Source organism: Blastococcus sp. SYSU DS0973 (assembly GCF_054051055.1).
On record NZ_JBJHAN010000008.1, the window covers coordinates 1 to 22,063 of the forward strand.

17 protein-coding genes are annotated in these 22,063 nt (G+C 74.1%); 6 read left to right on the plus strand and 11 right to left on the minus strand.

Features of this window, described 5'->3' with window-relative positions; all coding sequences use genetic code 11:
• The first annotated feature begins 242 nt into the window (after positions 1-242).
• Entirely contained in the window at positions 243-1,214 is a 972-nt protein-coding gene (locus ACI791_RS13825; protein WP_456586559.1) for a quinone oxidoreductase family protein, read from the plus strand.
• Between the two features lie 72 nt (positions 1,215-1,286).
• Here the strand turns inward: ACI791_RS13825 and ACI791_RS13830 are convergent, their stop codons facing one another.
• The 6 genes from ACI791_RS13830 to ACI791_RS13855 all read right to left on the minus strand — a co-directional run bounded on the left by ACI791_RS13830 (position 1,287) and on the right by ACI791_RS13855 (position 8,898).
• The gene (locus ACI791_RS13830) at positions 1,287-2,243 is read right to left on the minus strand and encodes a VWA domain-containing protein (protein WP_456586560.1); all 957 of its coding nucleotides are present in this window, start codon (positions 2,241-2,243) and stop codon (positions 1,287-1,289) included.
• Positions 2,240-3,274, minus strand: coding sequence for a DUF58 domain-containing protein (locus ACI791_RS13835; protein ID WP_456586561.1), 1,035 nt, complete (start codon positions 3,272-3,274; stop codon positions 2,240-2,242). The genes ACI791_RS13830 and ACI791_RS13835 overlap by 4 nt, the downstream gene beginning before the upstream one ends.
• Complete coding sequence (locus tag ACI791_RS13840) at positions 3,271-4,554, minus strand: AAA family ATPase (RefSeq protein ID WP_456586562.1); 1,284 nt, start codon at positions 4,552-4,554, stop codon at positions 3,271-3,273. The genes ACI791_RS13835 and ACI791_RS13840 overlap by 4 nt, the downstream gene beginning before the upstream one ends.
• A gap of 281 nt (positions 4,555-4,835) precedes the next feature.
• Positions 4,836-6,194: a C40 family peptidase gene (locus ACI791_RS13845; RefSeq protein WP_456586563.1), complete on the minus strand. Its 1,359-nt coding sequence runs from the start codon at positions 6,192-6,194 to the stop codon at positions 4,836-4,838.
• Positions 6,195-6,361: 167 nt separating this feature from the next.
• The gene (locus ACI791_RS13850; RefSeq protein WP_456586564.1) at positions 6,362-7,897 is read right to left on the minus strand and encodes a long-chain-fatty-acid--CoA ligase; all 1,536 of its coding nucleotides are present in this window, start codon (positions 7,895-7,897) and stop codon (positions 6,362-6,364) included.
• Between the two features lie 242 nt (positions 7,898-8,139).
• Positions 8,140-8,898, minus strand: coding sequence for an SIR2 family NAD-dependent protein deacylase (locus ACI791_RS13855; protein ID WP_456586565.1), 759 nt, complete (start codon positions 8,896-8,898; stop codon positions 8,140-8,142).
• Between the two features lie 375 nt (positions 8,899-9,273).
• Between ACI791_RS13855 and ACI791_RS13860 the strand changes: the two genes are divergently transcribed.
• Genes ACI791_RS13860 through ACI791_RS13875 form a run of 4 tightly spaced genes read left to right on the plus strand, consistent with a single transcriptional unit; the run spans position 9,274 to position 14,476 of the window.
• Complete coding sequence (locus ACI791_RS13860) at positions 9,274-12,132, plus strand: aconitate hydratase (RefSeq protein WP_456586566.1); 2,859 nt, start codon at positions 9,274-9,276, stop codon at positions 12,130-12,132.
• Between the two features lie 17 nt (positions 12,133-12,149).
• Positions 12,150-12,911, plus strand: a complete 762-nt coding sequence (locus ACI791_RS13865; RefSeq protein WP_456586567.1) for an SDR family oxidoreductase — start codon at positions 12,150-12,152, stop codon at positions 12,909-12,911.
• 10 nt (positions 12,912-12,921) lie between these two features.
• Positions 12,922-13,677, plus strand: a complete 756-nt coding sequence (locus ACI791_RS13870) for a sirohydrochlorin chelatase (protein WP_456586568.1) — start codon at positions 12,922-12,924, stop codon at positions 13,675-13,677.
• A 16-nt stretch (positions 13,678-13,693) separates the two neighbouring features.
• Positions 13,694-14,476 (plus strand): DUF881 domain-containing protein, encoded by a 783-nt coding sequence (locus ACI791_RS13875; protein ID WP_456586569.1) that lies wholly within the window; start codon positions 13,694-13,696, stop codon positions 14,474-14,476.
• Between the two features lie 7 nt (positions 14,477-14,483).
• Here ACI791_RS13875 and ACI791_RS13880 read toward each other — a convergent pair whose 3' ends face one another.
• The 5 genes from ACI791_RS13880 to ACI791_RS13900 all read right to left on the minus strand — a co-directional run bounded on the left by ACI791_RS13880 (position 14,484) and on the right by ACI791_RS13900 (position 20,044).
• Positions 14,484-14,948 carry an SgcJ/EcaC family oxidoreductase gene (locus ACI791_RS13880; protein WP_347057177.1) on the minus strand — a complete coding sequence of 155 codons (465 nt, stop codon included), beginning with the start codon at positions 14,946-14,948 and terminating at the stop codon, positions 14,484-14,486.
• 249 nt (positions 14,949-15,197) lie between these two features.
• On the minus strand, positions 15,198-17,090 hold the full coding sequence (locus ACI791_RS13885; protein WP_456586570.1) for an ABC transporter ATP-binding protein: 1,893 nt from the start codon (positions 17,088-17,090) through the stop codon (positions 15,198-15,200).
• Positions 17,091-17,166: 76 nt separating this feature from the next.
• On the minus strand, positions 17,167-17,958 hold the full coding sequence (locus ACI791_RS13890) for an enoyl-CoA hydratase/isomerase family protein (RefSeq protein ID WP_456586571.1): 792 nt from the start codon (positions 17,956-17,958) through the stop codon (positions 17,167-17,169).
• Positions 17,955-18,182: a helix-turn-helix domain-containing protein gene (locus tag ACI791_RS13895; protein WP_456586572.1), complete on the minus strand. Its 228-nt coding sequence runs from the start codon at positions 18,180-18,182 to the stop codon at positions 17,955-17,957. Before ACI791_RS13895 ends, ACI791_RS13890 begins: the two co-directional genes overlap by 4 nt.
• Positions 18,183-18,442: 260 nt before the next feature.
• Positions 18,443-20,044 carry an ABC-F family ATP-binding cassette domain-containing protein gene (locus ACI791_RS13900; RefSeq protein WP_347057181.1) on the minus strand — a complete coding sequence of 534 codons (1,602 nt, stop codon included), beginning with the start codon at positions 20,042-20,044 and terminating at the stop codon, positions 18,443-18,445.
• Positions 20,045-20,128: 84 nt separating this feature from the next.
• Here ACI791_RS13900 and ACI791_RS13905 point away from each other — a divergent pair, with 84 nt between their 5' ends.
• The gene (locus ACI791_RS13905) at positions 20,129-21,955 is read left to right on the plus strand and encodes an SCO7613 C-terminal domain-containing membrane protein (protein ID WP_456586573.1); all 1,827 of its coding nucleotides are present in this window, start codon (positions 20,129-20,131) and stop codon (positions 21,953-21,955) included.
• Positions 21,956-22,063: the final 108 nt, after the last annotated feature.

The window sequence follows — 22,063 nt, forward strand, 5'->3', positions numbered from 1 at the left end:
CCCCCCCCCCCCCCCCCCCCCCCCCCCCCCCCCCCCCCCCCCCCCCCCCCCCCCCCCCCCCCCCCCCCCCCCCCCCCCCCCCCCCCCCCCCACGCGGTAGGCGAAGGCTGCCTGCAGCGCGCAGACGAACCCCATGCCGACGAAGAGCACGGAGAGCACCACGCCTCAGCTGCATGCGCACCGTTCAGTTCCGGACGCTGTGTCAGGGTGGGCGCGCGGAGCCAGGCCCTAGCCTCACGTGCATGCGAGCTGTGCAGATCACCCGCTTCGGCGGCCCCGAGGTCATGGACGTCGTGGACCTTCCCGACCCCACTCCCGGGCCGGGTCAGCAGCTCTACGAGGTGAGCTCCGCGGGAGTCAACTTCGCCGACACGCACCAGATCGAGAACAGCTACCTCGCCGAGCAGCGGCTGCCGCTCGTTCCGGGGGCGGAGTTCGTCGGCACCCCGGTCGGGGGCGGGCAGCGCGTCGTCGGCCTCCTCGACGGCGGCGGTTACGCCGAGAAGGTGGTGGCGAACCACGTCCTCACCTGGCCGGTGCCCGCCGGCGTCAGCGACGAGCAGGCGCTGGCCGTCGTCCTCCAGGGTTCCACCGCGTGGCACCTGCTGCGCACCAGCGCCCACCTGGCCGAGGGCGAGTCCGTCGTCGTCATCGCCGGTGCCGGCGGCGTCGGCTCGCTGGCCGTCCAGCTGGCCCGCCGCTGGGGCGCCGGCCGGGTGATCGCCACCGCCTCCAGCCCGGAGAAGCGGACGCTCGCCGAGAACCTCGGCGCGCACGCCACCGTCGACCCCGCGCTCGCCGACGAGGACCCCGAGCAGTTCACCGCAGCGCTGCGCGAGGCCAACGGCGGCAAGCCGGTCGACATCGTGCTGGAGATGACCGGCGGCAACGTCTTCGCCGGTTCCCTGTCCGCCCTGGCGCCCTTCGGCCGGCTGGTCACCTACGGCATGGCCGCACGGCAGCGGACCCACTCGGTGCCCCCGGGCATGCTTCTGCAGAAGAGCCGGGCGGTCATCGGGTTCTGGCTGGCGCACTGCATGTCGCGGCCGCAGATGATGGACGCGGCCATGACCGACCTGCTGCAGCAGGTCGCCGACGGGCAGCTGCGCCCGGTGATCGGTGGCCGCTACCCGTTGTCCGCCGCCGCCGAGGCACACGAGGACCTGCTGGCCCGCCGCACCACCGGCAAGCTCGTCCTCGACCCCTCCCGGTGACCCGCTGGAACGGCCCCACCGCAGGGGACCCGCCGCGAGCGCGGGGAGTGGTGGGGGCGGCGGGGTCCTTCGTCAGATCAGGCGGTTGGTCCACAACAGGCTGAGGACGGCGCCGACCAGCACCACCAGGACGCCGGCCCGCACGAACCACGGACTGATGTCCTTCGGCTCGGTGGTGTAGCCGATCTGGCTGCCCAGGTCCGAGTAGACCTGCTCGAGCTCCGCCGCGCTGGCGGCCTCGCTGAAGCTGCCGCCGGTCTGGTCGGCGATCTCCTCGAGCGCCCCCCGGTCGACCGGCACCGGCACCTGCTCGCCGTCGATGTCGAGGGTTCCGTAGTCGGTGCCGAAGGCGATGGTGGAGACCGGCACCCCTGCGGCGCGGGCGGCGTCGACGGCCTGCGTGTTGTCCCGGCCGACGGTGTTGGTGCCGTCGGAGAGCAGCACGATCCGCGCCGGAGGCGGCTCCTCACCGGTGCTCTCCAGCGAGGCCTGGAAGTTCTCGATCGCCGCCAACGAGGTGAAGATCGCCTCCCCGATCGCCGTCGCCTCGGCGAGGTCGAGGTTCTCGATGGCCACCGCCACCTGCGCCCGGTCGGTGGTCGGGGGCACCACGGTGGTGGCGGTGCCGGCGAAGGTGACCAGACCGAGGTTGATCCGCTCGGGCAGCACGTCGACGAACTCGGTGGCCGCCCGCTGCATCGCCCGGAACCGCGTGGGCTCGACGTCCTCGGCCTCCATCGACAGCGAGACGTCCACGGCCATGACCACCGTGGCCTTCTCCCGCGGCACGCGCACCTCGGTGCTCGGCACGGCCAGCGAGACGACGAGCGTGGCGAGACCGAGCGCGACGACCCCGAAGGCGAGGTGCCGCTTCCAGCCCGGCCGCCTGGGGACCAGCGAGCCGAGCAGCGCCACGTTGGTGAACCGGGCGGCGTACGCCTTGCGCCGCAGCTGGAGCACCACGTAGACCGCGACGAGCAGGGCGACCACCAGCAGGGCCAGCAGCCACCACGGGGACTGGAAGGTCATCGGGAGGCCCCTCCGTTGCCGGCACGTCGGCGTTCGGCGACGAAGCGGACGACGTCCATGAGCCAGTCACGGTCGGTCCGCAGTTGCAGGTGGCCGGCGCCGGCCCGGCGCAGCGCTGCGGCCACCTGCTCGCGCTGGGCGGCGGCGCCCTCGGCGTAGCGGGCGCGGAACTCGGCGTCGCCGGTGGGTACCTCGAGGGTCTGGCCGGTCTCGGGGTCGACCACGGTGAGCAGGCCGACGTCGGGGAGCTCCAGCTCCCGGGGGTCGAGGACCTCGACGGCGAGCAGCTCGTGCCGGGTACCCAGGCCGCGCAGCGGCCGCTCCCAGTCGCTGTCGCCCAGGAAGTCGGAGATCACCACGACCAGCCCGCGGCGGCGCAGCGGGCGGCGCAGCGTCTCCAGCGCCGCCGCGAGATCCCCGCGCCGGCCGCTGGCGGCCCGCGGTGTGGCCACCACGGAGCGCAGCAGCCGCTCGGCGGCCAGCCGGCCGGGCATCGCCGGGTAGCGGTCGACCCGCTCCCCTGTGGTGACGACGGCGCCGAGGCGGTTGCCGCCGTGCACGGTGAGGTGGCCGACGGCGGCCAGGCCGGCGATCGCCAGGTCGCGCTTCTGGCAGTTGGCGGTGCCGAAGTCCAGGCTGGCCGACAGGTCGACGACCGCCCACGTCTCCAGTTCCCGGTCGGCGATCGTCTCGCGGACGTGCGGCACCTGGGTGCGGGCGGTCACCGGCCAGTCCATCCGCCGCACGTCGTCGCCGGGGTGGTAGGTCCGGGAGTCGCCGGCCTCGCTGCCGGAGCCGGGCACCAGGCCGAGGTGGTCGCCCTGCAGCAGTCCGTCGAGCCGCCGGCGCACGGTGAGCTCGAGCCGCCGGAGCAGGACGTCGGCGGGGCCGTCGGTGAACCGCGGTGGTGCACCGTCGTCCTCCGTCGCGCCCCCGTCCGCGGCCGACCCGGGCGTCGCCGGGTGCAGCAGCAGGCCGGGGTGCTCGGGCGCGGCCGGAAGCGGTTCCTCCCGGCGACGGCGGCGGATCACGTCTGCTGCGACCCGGGGACGGCGCCGTTGGAGCTGCCGTGCCCGCCGGCCGCGGACGCGCCGCCGGCGACCGGTCCGCCGGGCCCCTGCGGACCGGGTCCGTAGGGCCGCCCGACCGGGGCCTGCGGGGCGCCCTGCCCCCACGGGCCGCCGTGGGGCATGCCCTGCGGCGGGCCGAAGAACGGACCGCCGTGCCCCGGCGGCACCGATGGCCCGCCGGGCACCCCCGGACCGCCGCCGGACGCGCCCTGCCGCGGGGCCACCTGCGGCAGCGGGACCGTCTGCACGATCCGCTTGACGATGTGGTCGGCCGGCACGCCGTCGGCCAGCGCGTCGTAGGAGAGCACCAGACGGTGGCGGAGGACGTCCGCGGTGATGTCGAGGACGTCCTGCGGCAGCACGTAGTCCCGGCCCCGCACCAGGGCCAGCGCACGGCTGGCGGCGATCAGGCCGAGCGAGGCGCGCGGGCTGGCGCCGTAGGAGACCCAGCCGGCGACGTCGTCCATCCCGTGCTCGCGCGGCGAGCGGGTGGCGATCACCAGCCGGACGACGTAGTCGACCAGGGCGTGGTGCACGAAGACCTGCGAGGCCGTGCGCTGCAACCGGCGCAGCTCACCCGGGGCGAGCACCGTCTCGGGCACCGGCGGCTCGGAGCCCATCCGGTAGATGATCTCGCGCTCCTCCTCGGAGCTGGGGTAGTCGACCAGCACCTTCATGAGGAAGCGGTCGCGCTGGGCCTCGGGCAGCGGGTAGACGCCCTCGGACTCGATCGGGTTCTGGGTGGCGAGCACCAGGAACGGGTCGGGCAGCGGGTGGGTGACCCCGCCGATGGAGACCTGCCGCTCGGCCATGACCTCCAGCAGCGCCGACTGCACCTTGGCCGGTGCCCGGTTGATCTCGTCGGTGAGCACGAAGTTGGCGAACACCGGGCCCAGTTCGGTGTCGAAGGAGTCCTGACCGGACTTGTAGATGCGGGTGCCGATGATGTCGGCGGGCACGAGGTCGGGCGTGAACTGCAGGCGGGAGAAGCTGCCACCCACCACGGTCGCCAGGGTCTCGACCGCCAGGGTCTTGGCGACGCCGGGCACGCCTTCGAGCAGCACGTGACCACGGGCGAGCAGCGCGACGATCATCCGCTCCACCAGCCGGTCCTGGCCGACGATGACGCGCTTGATCTCGAAGATCACCCGCTCCAGCCGGGCGGCGTCGACGGAGGGCGGCACGGGCGCCTGCGAGTGGGCGGGCACGCTCTCGGTCGGGGTGCTGGCAGCGCTGGACACGTGGCTCCCTGGTCGTGCCGGGCCGCGACTGCCCGGCTCGGGCAGGCCGTCGACGGGGCGGTGTCGTCCCGGCCCCCTGCCCAGTGTCCTACACGAATCCGGTGCGGCCACCCCCCGCCGACACAGGCCCGCCCGGCCGTCGCCGGCGAACCGGCGCAGCCGCGTCGGGACCCCTGCCCGCGGGAGTTCCTGACTGCTAGCCTCGCGTCTGCGTCGGGCAGCTCCCCCCGTGGCTGCCCGACGCCTCACTGCCCGCGGCTCACCGCACCGCGGCCGGCCCGTCAGCGGGCGCTCGGCCGCACCGCGCCGACGTATCCCCGCCACCACATGGGCGACACCTTCACCACGTCGCCGCTCTGCGGCGCCTGCACCACCCGGTCGCCACCCAGGTAGATCGCCACGTGCGTGATCGACCGCGGATTGCTGGGATCGGTGCCCCAGAAGACCAGGTCGCCGGCGCGCAGGTCGTCGCTGGAGACCTTGGGCAGCGCCGCGTACTGGTCGCGACTGTTCCGGGGGATGGGGATGCCCGCGCGGGCGTACGCGTGCTGGGTCAGGCCGCTGCAGTCGAAGCCGACGATGCCCAGGTCCGGGTCCTGCCCGGGGCCGGGTCCGCGGGTACCCCCGCCACCCCACGCGTACGGGGTGCCGAGGTAGGCCATGGCGGTGTCGATCGCCCGCTGGGCGACGGAGGCGTTCCCGGTCCCGGCAGGCGGGGCCGGGCTGGTCGAGCCGCCACCGCTCGACGACGGCGTGCCGGCGACCGGCGCAGGAGCCGGAACGGGCGCCGGAGCCGGAGCGGGCGCCGGAGCCGGAGCCGCAGCCGCAGCCGCAGCCGGAGCAGACGACGCGACGACGACCGCCGCGGTCCGCTCCTCGGCGGCGCGGGCGCCGACGAGGGTCTGCAACTGCTGCTGAGCCGCGCCGAGCTCCTCCTGGAGCTGCTCCTCCTCGACGGCGAGCGAGGCCGCCTGGGCGCGGGCGGAGATCTCCGCCGTCCGCGCGATCTCCAGCGTGGCGGCGGCCTCCGTCTGGAGGGCATCCGCCTGGACCAGAGCGACCTGCGCGACGGCATCCGCCCGGTCGGCCACCACCTTGAGCTCGGCGACCCGGCCGAGGACGTCGGACCGGTGGCTGCCGGCCGCCTCGAGCAGCGCGGCGCGCTCCACGAGCTGGCCCGGGTCGCCGGCGGTGACCAGCGCCGTCGCGCCGGCGTAGGTGCTGCCCTCCATGTAGCTGCGCCGGGCGAACGCGGCCACGTCGTCGCGCGCCAGACCCAGCTCGGCCGCGGCCTGCGCGGACGCCGCGGCGGCGGAGTCGGCGTGCGCCCGCGCGGCCTCGAAGGACTCCTGGGTCGCCTGGTACTCGTCGAGCGCGATCGCCGATACCGCGCGGGCGGCGTCCACCAAGGCCTGGGCGGCCGACAACCGTCCGCGGAGCTCCCCGATGCGCCCGGTGACCGCGTCGGCCTGCGCCTGCGCCGCCTCGATCTGGCTGTCACCGGGACGGCGGGGCGCCGCGTCCGCGACCGCGGGGGTGAGCCCGAGGACGACCAGGCCGGCCAGCGCCGTCCCGACCACCCGCAGTGCCGTGCGAGCCCCCGAAGGGCGGGCCGTACCGCTCCGGATACCGCTGTCCACGTCTTCGGACCTCTTCCAGCACATCGACGACCGGCACCCCGGGAGGGCGCCGCTGTGCTGGTGTTCGGTGCGGACGGGGACGTCGTTGAGCGCTCCTCACCCCGAAGGGTGGGACGGGCCGGGTGAGGAGCGCCGTCGCCCCGGGAGCCTGCCGATTCGGCGGCTGCTCAGTTGACCCTGCGGTCGGAGCCGGACCAGAACTCCTCGCGCAGCTTGAACTTCTGGATCTTCCCGGTGGCGGTCCGGGCCAGCTGGTCGCGGAACTCGACCCGCTTGGGCGCCTTGTAGCCGGCCAGGCGCGCCCTGCAGTGGGCGATGATGTCGGCCTCCGTGGCCTGCTCCCCCTCGGCCAGGACGACGATCGCGGTCACCATCTCGCCCCACTTGTCGTCGGGGATGCCGATGACCGCCACCTCCGCGACGGCCGGGTGGCTGAAGACGACGTCCTCGACCTCGATCGAGGAGACGTTCTCGCCGCCGGTGATGATCACGTCCTTCTTGCGGTCGGAGATCGTCAGGTAGCCGTGCTCGTCGATCGATCCGCCGTCGCCGGTGTGGAACCAGCCGCCCTCCAGCGCCTCCGCCGAGGCGTCGGGGTTCTCCCAGTAACCGGCCAGCACGGTGTTGCTGCGCGCGAGCACCTCGCCGCTGTCGCTCACCGCCATCCGCGTGCCGATCGCGGGCACCCCGGCGCGGGACAGCCGCTTGGCGCGCTCTTCGGCGTCCAGGCCGTCGTACTCGGCGCGCGGCCGGTTGACGGTGAGCAGGGGCGCGGTCTCGGTGAGGCCGTAGATCTGGTTGAACTCCCACCCGAGCTCGGCCTCGACGCGGGCGATGGTCCGCGACGGCGGCGGCGCACCGGCGACGACGATCCGCACCCGATCGCGCCCGGGGACCTCGCCGTCCCAGTCCCCGGCGGCCTCCAGGACGGCGTTCCAGACCGCCGGCGCCCCCGCCATCACCGTCACGCCGTGCTGGTCGACGCGGCGCAGGATCTCCGCGCCGTCGATCTTGCGGATCACCACCTGGCGAGCGCCGACCCCCGCCATGGCGTACGGCAGGCCCCAGCCGTTGCAGTGGAACATCGGCAGGGTGTGCATGTAGACGTCCCGGTCGCTGACCTGCATGTGCATGCCGAAGGTGACCGCGTTGACCCAGATGTTGCGGTGGGTCATCTGCACGCCCTTGGGCCGCGCCGTCGTGCCGCTCGTGTAGTTGATGGTCGCCGTGGCGTCCTCGTCCGGCTCCGACCACGGCCGGGGCTCGGCGTCGAAGCGGAGCAGCTGCTCGTACTCCTCCCCCGTCCCGAAGCGGTGCTCGGCCCGCACGCCCTTCAGCGAGGTCTCCAGCTCGGGGTCGACCAGCAGCACCCGGGCACCGGAGTGCCCGACGATGTACTCCACCTCCTCCGGCTGCAGCCGGAAGTTGATCGGCACGGCGACGCGGCCCGACGACGGCACGGCCAGCAGCAGCTCGAGCAGCCGGGCGGAGTTGTGGCTCACGATCGCCACCCGCTCCCCCTCGCCGATGCCCAGCGCGTCGAGCCCGGCCTGCAGGGCGCGGCCCCGCCGGGCCACCTCCCGGTAGGTGACGTCCCCGAGCGACGGGGCGGGCTGCGCCGGCTCGTCGACGACGCCGACGCGGTCCCCGTAGACCAGCTCGGCGCGGTCGAGGAAGTCGCGACTGGTGAGGGGGACGCGCATGCCGGCTCCCGGAGGTGCTGGGCCGGCACGAGGCCGGCCGAAGACGTGGTCCCCGTCACGCTATCGGCCGCCGGGGACGACGACGAGCCGGTGCGCTCCGCTCAGGCCGAGGGTGCGGAACCAGCCGGAGGAGCCGACGTCGCGTCCCGCGGCCACGTCGTCGCCTGGCCGCTGTTCCCGACGACCAGGTCACCCGGGCTCGGAGGGCCCTGGCTCGTCACCGGTCGTGATCCAAGACACCGTCAGCCGGCCGCGACCAGCTTCGGCAGGGCGCTCCCGATCGGCTCCCGGACGACGAGGTCCGCCACGTCGTCGTACGGCGTGGGCTGGGCGTTGACCACGACGACGCGCGCACCGTTCGCCACCGCGACGTCGACGAGGCCCGCCGCCGGGTGCACGGTCAGGGAGGTGCCGACCGCGAGGAGCACGTCGCAGTCGGCGGCGGCCGCCGCCGCGGCGTCGATCACCGCGGGGTCGAGCATCTGCCCGAAGCTGATCGTCGCCGACTTCAGGATGCCGCCGCAGGCCCGGCACGCGGGGTCGGGATCCCCGGCCGCCACCCGGTCCAGCGCCTCCTGCATCGTCGTCCGCGCGCGGCAGCCCAGGCACTCGACCTCGTGCACGGTGCCGTGGATCTCCAGCACCCGGTCGGGCGCCGACCCGGCGGCCTGGTGCAGGCCGTCGACGTTCTGGGTGATCAGCGTGCGCAGCCGCCCCTGGGCCTCGAGGTCGACCAGCGCCGCGTGCCCCGCGTTGGGGCGCACGTCGAGCGCGCCCATGTCCCGGCGCATCAGCCAGGCCCGGCGGCGGATGTCGGGGTCACCCACGTAGTACGACAGCGTCACGAGCTTCTCGGCGTCCGGATCGCGCGTCCAGACGCCGTTCGGTCCCCGGTAGTCGGGGATGCCGCTGTCGGTCGAGATGCCCGCGCCGGTGAGCGCGGTGATGCGGGAGGCGGCGGTGAGCCAGCCGGGCAGGGGTTCGGGGACGACGCCGGTCACACCCGCCACGGTAGGGCCGCGCGGCGGGTTCCCGTGCGCGCCGGCCGCCCGGCCGGCGGGAGGAGCAGGACGACCGCGCAGGCGTAGGCGGCGCCCAGCAGCGGCGCGGTGGGACACCGGTCCACGGCCCCGCACCCCCGGGCGGAGGCGTGCCCTCCCCGGGGCACGCGTCCCCCGAACGCCGGTTGCGACGGGTGCGGCGGTCCGGGCGGCACGGACACCGCCGGACCCGGGCCCGCCGACGTGTTTCCCGGGCCGTGATACAGGTCACCGGGTGAGGGAAGGGTCGCCTGACTCGGTCCACCCGGCCGCGAACTGGGATGATCGAGGGTGGTCAACGAAGCGTGATGAACCACGAGGGGTAGGCGCAGAGCAGTGGCAGCCAGCAAGGACACCTTCGGAGCACGGGCGACGCTCTCCGTCGACGGCACCGACTACGACATCTACCGGCTCGACGCGGTGGAGGGCTCCGAGAAGCTGCCCTTCAGCCTCAAGGTCCTCCTCGAGAACCTGCTGCGCACCGAGGACGGTGCGGACATCACCGCCGATCACATCCGGGCGATCGCCAACTGGGACCCGTCGGCCGAGCCCGACCAGGAGATCCAGTTCACCCCGGCGCGCGTGGTCATGCAGGACTTCACGGGCGTCCCCTGCATCGTCGACCTCGCCACCATGCGCGAGGCCATGGCCGACCTCGGTGGCGACCCGAACAAGATCAACCCGCTCGCGCCGGCCGAGCTGGTCATCGACCACTCCGTGATCGCCGACGTCTTCGGCACGCCGGAGAGCTTCGAGCGCAACGTCGAGATCGAGTACGAGCGCAACGGCGAGCGCTACCAGTTCCTCCGCTGGGGCCAGGGGGCGTTCGACGACTTCAAGGTCGTCCCCCCGGGCACCGGCATCGTCCACCAGGTGAACATCGAGCACCTGGCGCGCGTGGTCTTCCCGCGCCAGGAGGGCGACAAGGTCATCGCCTACCCCGACACCTGCGTCGGCACCGACAGCCACACCACGATGGTCAACGGCCTTGGCGTGCTGGGCTGGGGCGTCGGCGGCATCGAGGCCGAGGCCGCGATGCTCGGCCAGCCCGTCTCGATGCTCATCCCCCGCGTGGTCGGCTTCAAGCTGACCGGTCAGCTGCCCGACGGCGCCACGGCGACCGACCTCGTGCTGACCATCACCGAGATGCTCCGCGAGCACGGTGTGGTCGGGAAGTTCGTCGAGTTCTACGGCGCCGGCGTCTCCGCCGTCCCGCTGGCCAACCGCGCCACGATCGGCAACATGAGCCCGGAGTTCGGCTCCACCGCGGCGATGTTCCCCATCGACGAGGAGACCATCACCTACCTCACGCTCACCGGCCGCTCCGAGGAGCAGGTCAAGCTGGTCGAGGCCTACGCCAAGGAGCAGGGCCTCTGGCACGACCCGTCCCGCGAGCCGGCCTTCTCCGAGTACCTGGAGCTGGACCTCGCCACCGTCGTCCCGTCGATCGCCGGGCCGAAGCGCCCGCAGGACCGCGTGGCGATCACCGAGGCGAAGCCGGCGTTCCGCACGTCGCTGGCGAACTACGTGGCCGACGACGAGACCGGCGGCGAGGACCGCAAGCCCGGAGTTCCCGGCCAGGAGCAGCCCTACGGCGTCGAGTCCGCGGCCGACGAAGCCTCGGCCGAGTCCTTCCCCGCGTCCGACCCGGTCAGTCCCTTCGCCTCCGGCAACGGGGAGGCCGGCAAGCCGAACCACCAGACCGTCCCGGACCGGGTGCCCGACCGCCCCTCCAAGCCCACCCGGGTGGTCATGGAGGACGGCACGGAGACCTACGTCGACCACGGCCACGTCGTGATCGCCGCGATCACCTCCTGCACCAACACCTCCAACCCGCAGGTGATGATCGGCGCCGCGCTGCTGGCGAAGAACGCCGTCGAGCGCGGTCTGGTCAGCAAGCCGTGGGTGAAGACGACGCTGGCCCCCGGGTCCAAGGTCGTCATGGACTACTACGAGAAGGCCGAGCTCACCCCGTACCTGGAGAAGCTGGGCTTCTACCTGGTCGGCTACGGGTGCACCACCTGCATCGGCAACTCCGGCCCGCTCCCCGAGCCGGTCTCCAACGCCGTGAACGAGGCCGACCTCGCCGTCGTCTCGGTGCTCTCGGGCAACCGGAACTTCGAGGGCCGGATCAACCCCGACGTCAAGATGAACTACCTGGCGTCCCCGCCGCTCGTCATCGCCTACGCCCTGGCCGGCTCCATGGACGTCGACCTGAACAACGAACCCCTCGGCCAGGACGCCGACGGCAACGACGTCTTCCTGCGCGACATCTGGCCCTCTCCGCAGGAGGTCCAGCGGGTCATCGACCACGCCGTCTCGGCCGAGCAGTTCGGCCGCAGCTACGAGGACGTCTTCGCGGGCACCGAGCAGTGGCAGAACCTGCCCACGCCCACCGGTGACACCTTCGAGTGGGCCGAGGAGAGCACCTACGTCCGGCGTCCTCCGTACTTCGAGGGCATGCCGGCCGAGCCTGCTCCGGTCGAGGACATCACCGGCGCCCGCACCCTCGCGGTGCTCGGCGACTCGGTCACCACCGACCACATCTCCCCGGCCGGTTCGATCAAGGCCGACAGCCCCGCGGGCAAGTACCTGCGCGAGCACGGGGTGGACCGTCGCGACTTCAACTCCTACGGCTCGCGCCGCGGGAACCACGAGGTCATGATCCGCGGCACCTTCGCCAACATCCGGCTGCGCAACCAGTTGGTGCCCGGCACCGAGGGTGGGGTCACCAAGAACCACCTGACCGGCGAGACGACGACGATCTACGACGCCTCGCGCGCCTACATCGACGCCGGCATCCCGCTGGTCGTGCTGGCCGGCAAGGAGTACGGGTCCGGCTCGTCGCGCGACTGGGCTGCCAAGGGCACCGCGCTGCTGGGCGTCAAGGCCGTCATCGCCGAGAGCTACGAGCGCATCCACCGCTCGAACCTCATCGGCATGGGCGTCCTGCCGCTGCAGTTCCCCGAGGGCGAGAACCGCGAGTCGCTCGGCCTGACCGGCGACGAGGAGTTCACCATCACCGGGATCACCGCCCTGAACGACGGCGAGGTCCCGCGCACGGTGAAGGTGAAGGCCGGCGAGGTGGAGTTCGACGCCCGCGTCCGGATCGACACCCCCGGTGAGGCGAACTACTACCGCAACGGCGGGATCATGCAGTACGTTCTGCGGTCGCTGCGCGGCTCCGCCGCCTGATCCGGAGGGACTGAGTCATGGACCTGGGCCTGGGTGGTCGCGGATTTCTGCTCACCGGCGCGAGTCGGGGGCTGGGGCTCGCGACCGCCCGGGCCCTCGTCGACGACGGGGCCCGGGTGCTGGTCAGCTCCCGGTCCGAGGACAGCGTCGCGCAGGCGGTGACCGAGCTGGGCGGGCCGCCGGCCGCGCACGGGCTGACCGCCGACCTCGCCGACGCGGCGGCCGGGGAGCGGCTGGTCACCGCAGCCCGTGACCGCCTGGGCGGGGTCGACGGCGCGCTCATCTCGGTGGGCGGCCCGCCCCCCGGCTCGGCGCTGCAGATCGCCGAGGACGACTGGCGCGCCGGCGTCGACACGGTGCTGCTCGGCCCGCTGCGCCTGGTGAAGGCGCTGGTGCCCCACCTCGGCGAGGGTGCTGTCATCGCGTTCGTCCTCTCCACCTCGGTGCGCCAGCCGATCGGGCACCTGGCGATCTCCAACGGTCTGCGCCCCGGGCTGGCGATGACGGCGAAGGCGCTGGCCGACGAGCTGGGACCACGGGGCATCCGGGTGCTCGGGCTGCTGCCGGGGACCGTCGCGACCGACCGGGTCACCGAGATCGAGGCCGCGTCCGGGGATGCGGCCGCCATGCGCGCCCGGACCGAGGCCGGCATCCCGCTGCGCCGGGTCGGCCGCCCGGAGGAGTTCGGCCGGGTGGCGGCGTTCGCACTCTCCCCGGCCGCCTCTTACGTCACCGGGACGATGATCGCCGTGGACGGCGGCGTCACCCGCGCCCTGTGACCACTGCTCCGTGACCTCCGCCGTTCGGACCCCGGTGCTGGTCGCCTGTGCCCACGGCACCCGCAACCCGACCGGCCGCCGGCTGATCGCCGAGCTCGCCCTCGCCGCCCGAGCCGGGCGCGCCGGGCTCGTGACGACCGCGGCGTTCGTCGACGTGCAGCCACCCACGGTCGTCGACGTCGTGGCCGGTCTGTCGGCCGAGGGACGGCCGGCGGTCGTCGTCCCGCTGCTGCTCTCGGGCGGCTACCACGTGCACGTGGACATCGCCCGGGCCGTGGCACAGGCCGACGGCACCGTCGCGGCCCGGCCCCTCGGGCCCGATCCGCGCCTGGCTGCCGTGCTGCGCGACCGGCTCGTGCAGGCCGGCGCCGACCCCGGTGATCCCCGCACCGCCGTCGTGGTCGCCGCCGCCGGCTCCAGCGACCACCGCTCCGTCGCCGACGTGGAGCGGACGGCGGCGCTGCTGCAGGAGGCGTGGAGTGGTCCGGTCACCACCGGATACGGCTCCGCCGCCCGCCCCGCGGTGCCCGACGCGGTCGCGGCTGCCCGGGCCGCCGGTGCCGCGACCGTCGTGGTCGCGTCCTACCTCCTCGCGCCGGGCCACTTCCACGACAAGCTCCGCCGGGCGGGCGCCGACGTCGTCACCGCTCCCCTGCTGCCGGACGAGCGGATCGCCGCGGTGCTGCTCGACCGGTACGACGCCGCGGTCGGCGTCCGCACCGGCTCGCTGACCCGGCCGGGCACCACCGGCACGCCGCGACGCTGACCTACTGTGGAGCTCGATGGAGCGCCAGCCGACGACCGACGAGGTGCCGGACCCGACGCCGGAGTCGCCGGCGTCGGAGAACGACTCCCCGCCGGCTGCCTCCACCGGCGGTGAACGCTCTACCTCCACGAGAGGGTCAGTTCGTCGTCGCAGCTGGCGCCGTCCGGTCGCCGTCCTGGCCACCGCCGGGCTGACCGTGGCGCTGGGGTTCGCGCTCACCGTCCAGATCCGGAGCACGGCCGATCCGGAGGTCCGGGACCTGCGGCGCGAGCAGGACCTCGTCCTCATCCTCGACGAGCTCAACGCCCGCGAGGAGGCGCTGCGACGGCAGATCGGCGAGACCCGGCAGACCGTCGAGGAACTCAGCAGCGGCCAGGAGGAGTCCGGCAGCGCCCTGGCCGAGGCCCGGGCACGCGCCGAGGCCATCGGCATCCTGGCCGGCACGCTCCCGGCCACGGGTCCCGGCCTGCGCATCACGATCCAGGATCCGGACGGCGCGGTACCGGCGTCGGTGGTGCTCGGCGCGATCCAGGAGCTCCGGGGCGCCGGCGCGGAGGCCCTCCAGGTCGACGGCGTGCGGGTGATCGCGTCCAGTGCGGTCACCGGAACCCCGGGCGACCTGCGCATCGACGGGGAGCGGCTGAGCGCCCCCTACGACGTCCGTGCCGTCGGCCCGCCGGCCGCGATGGCCGTCGCGCTCCAGGTCTCCGGCGGCATCATCGCCGACATCGGCCGGGTGGGCGGCAAGGCCGTCGTCGAGCAGGCCGACGCCGTCACGGTCGACGCCACCGTCGGCTGAGCGACGCTCACTGCGGGATGAGCAGCCCCCGCAACTCCTCGGTGAGCGCCTCCCGGGCCTCCGGGTGCTGGTCCCAGGCCGCGGGAGTCGCCTGGAACAGCGAGATCCGCCACCGGCCGCGCCCCTCGTCGACGGCGACCATCGTGTGCACGGCGTTCAGGTCGGGGTCGAGGTCGCTGCCGCCGGCGGGGATCATCCCCGCGTGCGCCGTCAGCATCGCGACGCCCTCGCCGATCGGCCGCACCGAGCGAACCACCGCGACATAGGCGGGGGTCTGGTGGGAACCGAAGACCTGGCGCAGGTCCGCGGCGATGGAGAGCCGACCGCGGTGATGCGTGCCGTCGAATCCGATGATGTCGCCGTCGTCGGCGAACCCGGCCGCCACCGCCGCACCGCTGCGCCGGTTCCACCCGTCGATGAACTGGGCGTAGAGCGAACGGATCTGGGTGTCCTGCGGGTGCGCTGCGGTCACGTCTCCTCCTCGCTGGCGTCCGCCGGTTCGTCCGACGCCTGCTGTGGTTCTGCGTGACCGCGCCAGCCCGGTCACGTGCCCCGGGCTGCGGTCGCCTGGGACAGGAGTGACGCTAGTGGTCGCGAGCGCTCGCTCGTCCGACCCCCGCCGGAGTTCCACCCCGTCTGATCTGCTCGTTCGGCCGTTTCCCGAGCGCCCGCGACAGCGCGTGCCCGGCTGTGCGCGCAGCGCCACGAAAACTCGGTGCGGTCACCCGACAGCGGCGGCGTCGTGCTCCTTGCGGGCGAACTGCGTCCGGTAGAGATCGGCGTACCGGCCGTCCCGGGCGAGCAGCTCCTCGTGGGTCCCCTGCTCGACGATCCGACCACCGTCGACCACCAGGATCTGGTCGGCGCTGCGGATGGTGGAGAGCCGGTGGGCGATGACCAGGGAGGTGCGCCCGGCCAGCGCGGTGTCGAGCGCGTGCTGGACCGCGGCCTCGGACTCGCTGTCCAGGTGGGCGGTCGCCTCGTCCAGGATGACGATGCCGGGCGCCTTGAGCAGCACGCGGGCGATCGCCAGGCGCTGCTTCTCGCCGCCGGAGAGCCGGTAGCCCCGGTCGCCCACCACCGTGTCCAGCCCCTCGGGCAGCGAGTGCACGAGGTCGCCGATGCGGGCGCCGGTGAGCGCATCCCACAACTGCTCGTCCGAGGCCTCCGGGCGGGCGTAGCGGAGGTTGGCGCGGATGGTGTCGTGGAAGAGGTGCGCGTCCTGGCTGACGACGCCGATGGCGTCGCGGAGGGAGCCGAGGGTGGCATGCCGGACGTCCACTCCCCCGACCCGGACGGCTCCCCCGGTCACGTCGTACAGCCGCGGTACCAGGTTGGCGATGGTCGACTTGCCCGCGCCGGAGTGGCCGACCAGCGCGACCAGCTGCCCGGGCTCCACCCGGAAGCTGACGTCGTGCAGCACGTCCACCGGCCCGCCGTGCTCGGGCAGGGACACCTCCTCCAGCGACGGCAGCGAGACGTCTGCACCCGCCGGGTAGCTGAACGAGACGGAGTCGAACTCGATCGACCGGTCGTCGGCCGGCACGGGGACGGCGTCGGGCGCCTCCCTGATCATCGGCGGCAGGTCCAGCACCTCGAAGACGCGGTCGAAGCTGACCATCGCGCTCATCACGTCGACCCGCACGTTCGACAGCGCGGTCAGCGGGCCGTACAACCGGGACAGCAGCAGGGCCAGCGCCACGACGTCGCCGGCGCTGAGGGTGCCGGTGAAGGCCAGCCAGCCGCCCAGGCCGTAGACGAGCGCGGTGGCCAGCGCGGCGACCAGCGTCAGCGCGGTGAAGAACGTCCGGCCGTACATGGCCGAGAGCACGCCGATGTCCCGCACCCGCGCGGCGCGGCCGCGGAAGGACTCCGCCTCGACGGTGGGCCGGCCGAACAGCTTGACCAGCAACGCGCCGGCGACGTTGAAGCGTTCGGTCATCGTCGCGTTCATCGACGCGTTGAGCGAGTAGGACTCCCGGGTGATCTCCTGCAGCCGGCTGCCGATGCGCCGGGCGGGCATGACGAACACCGGCACGAGCAGCAGCGACAGCAGCGTGATCTGCCAGGACAACGTGAACATGACGCCGGCGGTGAGCACCAGGCCGATGACGTTGGAGACCACGCCGGAGAGCGTGGACGTGAACGCCTGCTGGGCCCCGATGACGTCGTTGTTCAGCCGGCTGACCAGCGCGCCGGTCTGGGTGCGGGTGAAGAACGCGACCGGCATCCGCTGCACGTGCTCGAACACCTGGCTGCGCAGGTCGTAGATGACGCCCTCGCCGATCCGGGCGGAGTACCAGCGGGTGGCCAGCGAGATGGCGGCGTCGACGACCGCGAGGCCTGCGATGAGCAGCGCGATCCGCACGATGCCGGCCGCGGTGCCCTCGAGCCCGGCGATCCGGTTGACGATGTTCCCGGCCAGCAGCGGGGTGATCACCCCGATGACCGAGGACCCGACGACCAGGACCAGGAACGTGGTCAGCTCCCGCTTGTAGGGCCGGGCTATGCCGAGGATCCGCCGGACGGTCCCTTTCGGCAGCCGACGTGCGGTCACCGCCGGATCGCGCCGGAACGACCGCATCGCCGCCATGGAGGTCATGGGACCGTCCACCGAACCTCCTCCGTGCGCCGCTTCCGACCCGGCGGATCGTCCAACCGGGGCGCGACGGCGGTTGTTCCGCCGACCGTCAGCGACCGCCGGCGAGGTCGTGCAGGCGCTCCACCTGGGCGGCCCGCTCCGCCGCGTCCTGGGTCGGGAAGTCGTTGCGCACGGCCGATCGCACCAACGCCGCGGTCGCCCTGCTGGCCCCGGCCGGCGGCGCCAGCAGGGCGGCGGTGAGGTCGCCGACGGCGTCGTCCAGCTCCGTCCCCGGCACGACCGCGGTGGCCAGGCCGATCGCCCGGGCCTCCGCCGCGCTCACGGCCCGGCCGGTCAGGCACAGCTCCAACGCTCGCGAGTAGCCCACCAGCTCGACCAGTGTGCTCGTCCCGGTCAGGTCGGGGACCAGGCCGAGGGTGACCTCCGGCAGCCGGAGCTGGGCGTCCTCGGCGAACACCCGCAGGTCGCAGGCGAGGGCCAGCTGCGCACCCGCGCCGATGGCGTGCCCCTGCACCGCGGCGATCGAGACGACGCCCGACGAGCGCAGCCAGCGGAAGCCTGCCTGGTAGGCGCGGATGCGCTCCTGCGCCTCCTCCACCGGCAGGCGGACGAGCTCGCCGAGCCCGCCGCCCGTGGTGGAGGAGGTGTCGAACATGCTCCGGTCCAGGCCGGCCGAGAAGGCCCGGCCCGCGCCACGCACGACGACGACGCGGACGTCGTCGTCGAGCGAGGCGCCCACGTCGGCCAGGGCCGACCAGGTGGCCGGCGTCTGGGCGTTGAGCTGCTCCGGGCGGTCGAGCGAGACGGTGAGGACGGCGCCGTCGCGGCTCGTCCGCACGAAGCCGGACCCGGACGGAGAGCTGGAGAGGGCTGCGGTCACGCCTTCTTGCTATTCCGGTTGGCCCCGCCGCGGCTGCGCAGCGAGGCCCCGGACTCCGACAGGAGCCGGTGCACGAAGCCGTAGGACCGGTTCGTCGAGGTGGCCAGCGACCGGATGCTCTCGCCCTCGTCGTACCGCTTGCGCAGCTCGCCGGCGAGCGTGGACCGGTCTCCGCCGGTGATCCGCTTGCCCTTGCCGAGGTCCGCAGTGCTCGTGTCGGCCATGGCTCCCCTCCGTGTCGGCCACCGCCACCGGCACAGAGATGCCGGGCGCGCGGCGGCCCGTTGTTGGCTGTCGCCGTGGTGCCGCCGTCCCGTCGACCACGGCTCCCTCGAACCCATGATCACCCAGACGCGGGACGTCGGCCATGCGAAAGGTGACCTGCCGAGCGGTGCCCGGAGGGTCCCCCAGGAAGGTCACGGTCACGGGGCACGCGCAGCGGAACGGCACCTGGCCGCGGTGTCGGCTGGAGGCCGACGATGTATCAGGCGAGTTCCACCAGGTCGGCGAGGTCCTCGCTCCAGGCGTCCTCGGTGCCGTCGGGCAGCATGATGACCTTGTCGGGGTTCAACGCCCGCACCGCGCCCTCGTCGTGGGTGACCAGCACGATGGCGCCGGCGTAGGTACGCAGCGCCTCGAGCACCTGCTCCCGGCTGGCCGGGTCGAGGTTGTTCGTCGGCTCGTCGAGCAGGAGCACGTTGGCGCCGGAGACCACCAGGGTGGCCATGGCCAGCCGGGTGCGCTCGCCGCCGGAGAGCGTGCCGGCCCGCTGGTCGACGGCCTCGCCGGAGAACAGGAACGCGCCGAGGATCCGCCGCAGCTCGGTGTCGGTGCTGTCCGGGGCCGCGGAGCGCATGTTCTCCAGCAGCGACCGGTCCATGTCGATCGTCTCGTGCTCCTGCGCGTAGTAACCGATCCGCAGCCCGTGCCCCGGCTTGACCTCGCCGGTGTCCGGGCTCTCGGTGCCGGCCAGCATCCGCAGGAGGGTGGTCTTGCCCGCGCCGTTGAGCCCGAGGACGACGACGCGGGCACCCTTGTCCACCGCGAGGTCGACGTCGGTGAAGATCTCCAGCGAGCCGTAGCTCTTCGACAGGCCCTCGGCGGTCAGCGGGGTCCGGCCGCAGTTCGCGGGCGTCGGGAACCGCAGCTTGGCGACCTTGTCCTGCACCCGGACGTCGGCCAGCCCGGCGGCGAGCCGTTCGGCCCGCTTGTCCATGCTCTTGGCGGCCTTCGCCTTGGTGGCCTTGGCGCGCATCTTGTCGGCCTGGGCGTTGAGCGTGTCGATCTTCCGCTCGGTGTTGGCCCGCTCCTGCTTGCGGCGGCGCTCGTCGGTCTCCCGCTGGGCCAGGTAGGGCTTCCAGCCGAGGTTGTAGATGTCCACGGTCGCCCGGTTGGCGTCCAGGTGCCACACCTTGTTGACGACGGCGTCGAGCAGCTCGACGTCGTGGCTGATGACGATCAGGCCGCCCTTGTGGCTGGAGAGGAAGCCCTTCAGCCAGGTGATCGAGTCGCCGTCGAGGTGGTTGGTCGGCTCGTCGAGCAGCAGCGTCTCGGCGTCGGAGAACAGGATGCGGGCCAGCTCGACCCGGCGTCGCTGACCGCCGGACAGGGTCCGCAGCGGCTGCGCCAGGACGCGGTCGGGCAGCCCCAGGTTGGTGCAGATGCGGGCGGCGTCGCTTTCCGCGGCGTACCCCCCGAGGGCGGCGAACTGGTCCTCCAGGCGCCCGTACCGACGGACGGCCTTGTCGCGCTCGGCGTCGTCGGCCGGCTCGGCCATGGCCACCTGGGCCTTGACCATCTGGTTGCGGATCACGTCGAGGCCGCGGCCGGACAGGACCCGGTCGCTGGCGGTGATGTCGAGGTCGCCGCTGCGCGGGTCCTGCGGCAGGTAGCCGATCTCGCCGCTGACCTCGACCTTGCCGGTGTGCGGCAGCCGCTCCCCGGCGAGGGTGGTCAACGTCGTCGTCTTGCCCGCACCGTTGCGCCCCACCAGGCCGATGCGGTCACCCGGCTGCACCCGCAGGTTGGCCTCGCTGAGGAGGATGCGGGCGCCGGCGCGCAGCTCCAGGCCCGTCGTCGTGATCACTGCACCCAGGGTAGGCGCTTCTCGGCCCCGTTCCGAACGGTTCGCTGGTGATTCGGGCGGCATCGCCGCGGGCACGGTGCTGCGGTGACCCCGGGGACGCGTCCGACGCAGCCGGCGGCGCCGCCGTCGGTCCCCCCGTTCCCGTACGCGGCGCGCCCGCCGCAGGTCCTGCTGACCGTGGGCGCCGTCCTGCTGGTCAGCGCCGGCGCGACCCTGGCGTCGGCCTACGGTGGTCCGCTCGTGCGGGGGGCGCTCCTGGTGCTCGCCGTCGCGGCCGCCGCGGGTTCGGTCCGGGCGGACCGGGCGGGGCTGCGCAGCTCGGCCGAGACGTTCGCGGCCAGCGCGGCGGGCCTGGCGCTGGCGGCGAGCGACATCGGCGGCGCCCTCCGCACCGGTGATCCGCTGCTGCCGCTGGCCCTGACCGGCGTCTTCCTGGCGGTCGCCCGCCTCTCCCCCGCCACCGCGGCGTGGCCGCTGGCGGCGTGGGCCGGCCTCCAGGTGACGGTGCTGCGCGTGCTGGGGTCGGTGCCCGAACTGCTGCGCACCGAGTTCGTCCTGGCCGTCGCGCTCGTCGGGCTGGCGGTGGCGCTGTTCGGCCGGCCGCTGGTCGCGCGGGTGGTGATGGCCACGACCGCCCCGTGGTTCGCCGCCGGGGTGCTGGCCGGGTCCGCCGAGGCCTGGACGGCGGGGGCCGGCGTCCGGTGGCTGGCCGCCGCGCTGATGGCGGGTGCCGCCGGAGGGCTGCTGCTGGCGCGGCTGCGGGAGCCGCTCGACGTGCTGCTCGGCCCGCCCCGGCTGGTCCCCGTCGTCTGCGGTGCCGTGACCGGCGTCGCCGTCGCCGGCGCCTCCTCCGCCGGCGGGCCCGTCGCCGTCGCGGTGGCCGGGTTCGCCGGCGTCCTGGTCGCCGCGGTGGCGGCCGGAGAACTGTCGGGGTGGCGCCGTGGGCTGTTCCTGCCCGTGGCGCTGTCCGGCGGCGTCCTGCTGGCTGCGTCGTCGATCGGTCGCCTGGTCGCGGGCGCCCACTGGTCGGCGCTGGCGCTGCTGCTGCTCCTGACGGCGGCCCCGACGGTGTGGGTCGCGGCGCTGCGCCCCGACGACCGGCCGGTGGCGGCTCCGACGGCGGTGGGCTGCCTGGCCGGGGCAGCGCTCCTGGGCCTGCCCGACGGCTGGGCCTCCCCCGCCGGCGCGGCTGTGCTGCTGACCGTCCTCTACGTGGCCTCGCTCGGTACGGCCGCCGCCCTCGAGCGCGACTCCCGGCGGGCCACCGTGCTCGCCGCCGCGGCCGTCGCCGCCCTGGCCGTGCTGCTCCTGGTGGCCGAGGGCGACCGGGGACAGGTCCTGGTCCACCTGACCGTGCAGGGCGCGGCGACGCTGGCGTGGGCGGGGTGGACCGGTCGCGCGGCGCGCCGGGACGCCGGGACCGAGGACGACGCCTCGGCCGCCTGGCGGGTGGGTGCGGCCCAGCTGGTGCTCGCCGCGTGGATCGCGGCGGCGCTGGGTGGCACGGCCACGGTCGAGGCCTACACCCTGCCGGCAGCCGCGGGGCTGCTGCTGGCGGCCGGCCGCGGGCTGGTGCGCGAGGCGTCCTGGCCGTCGTGGGGGCCGGGCCTGGTGACGGCGGCAGCACCGTCGACCGCGCTCGCCGTCCTCTCCCCCGACGCACCGCGCGGGGTGCTGGTGCTGGCCGTGGCGGCGGTCGCGATGGTGGCCGGTGCCCGCGCCGGCATCCGCGCGCCGCTGCTGGTCGGGGCGCTCTCGACGCTCGTGCTGGCCCTGGGGCTCGCGGTGCGCGCGCTGCCGTGGCCGGTGGGCACCGCGCTGGTCGTGGGGACCGCGCTGCTGCTCATCGGCATGCGGCGCGAGCGCGCCCCGGTCGCCGGCTTCGCCGCCCGCCTCGCCGACCTCAGGTGAGCCGCGGCCCGGAGACGACTATGTCCCTGGAGCGGGCATTCCGGGTGGCGGAATGCCCGTTCCAGGGACACTGCGTGACGAGCTCAGCCCCTGATCGGCGGGGCCGGT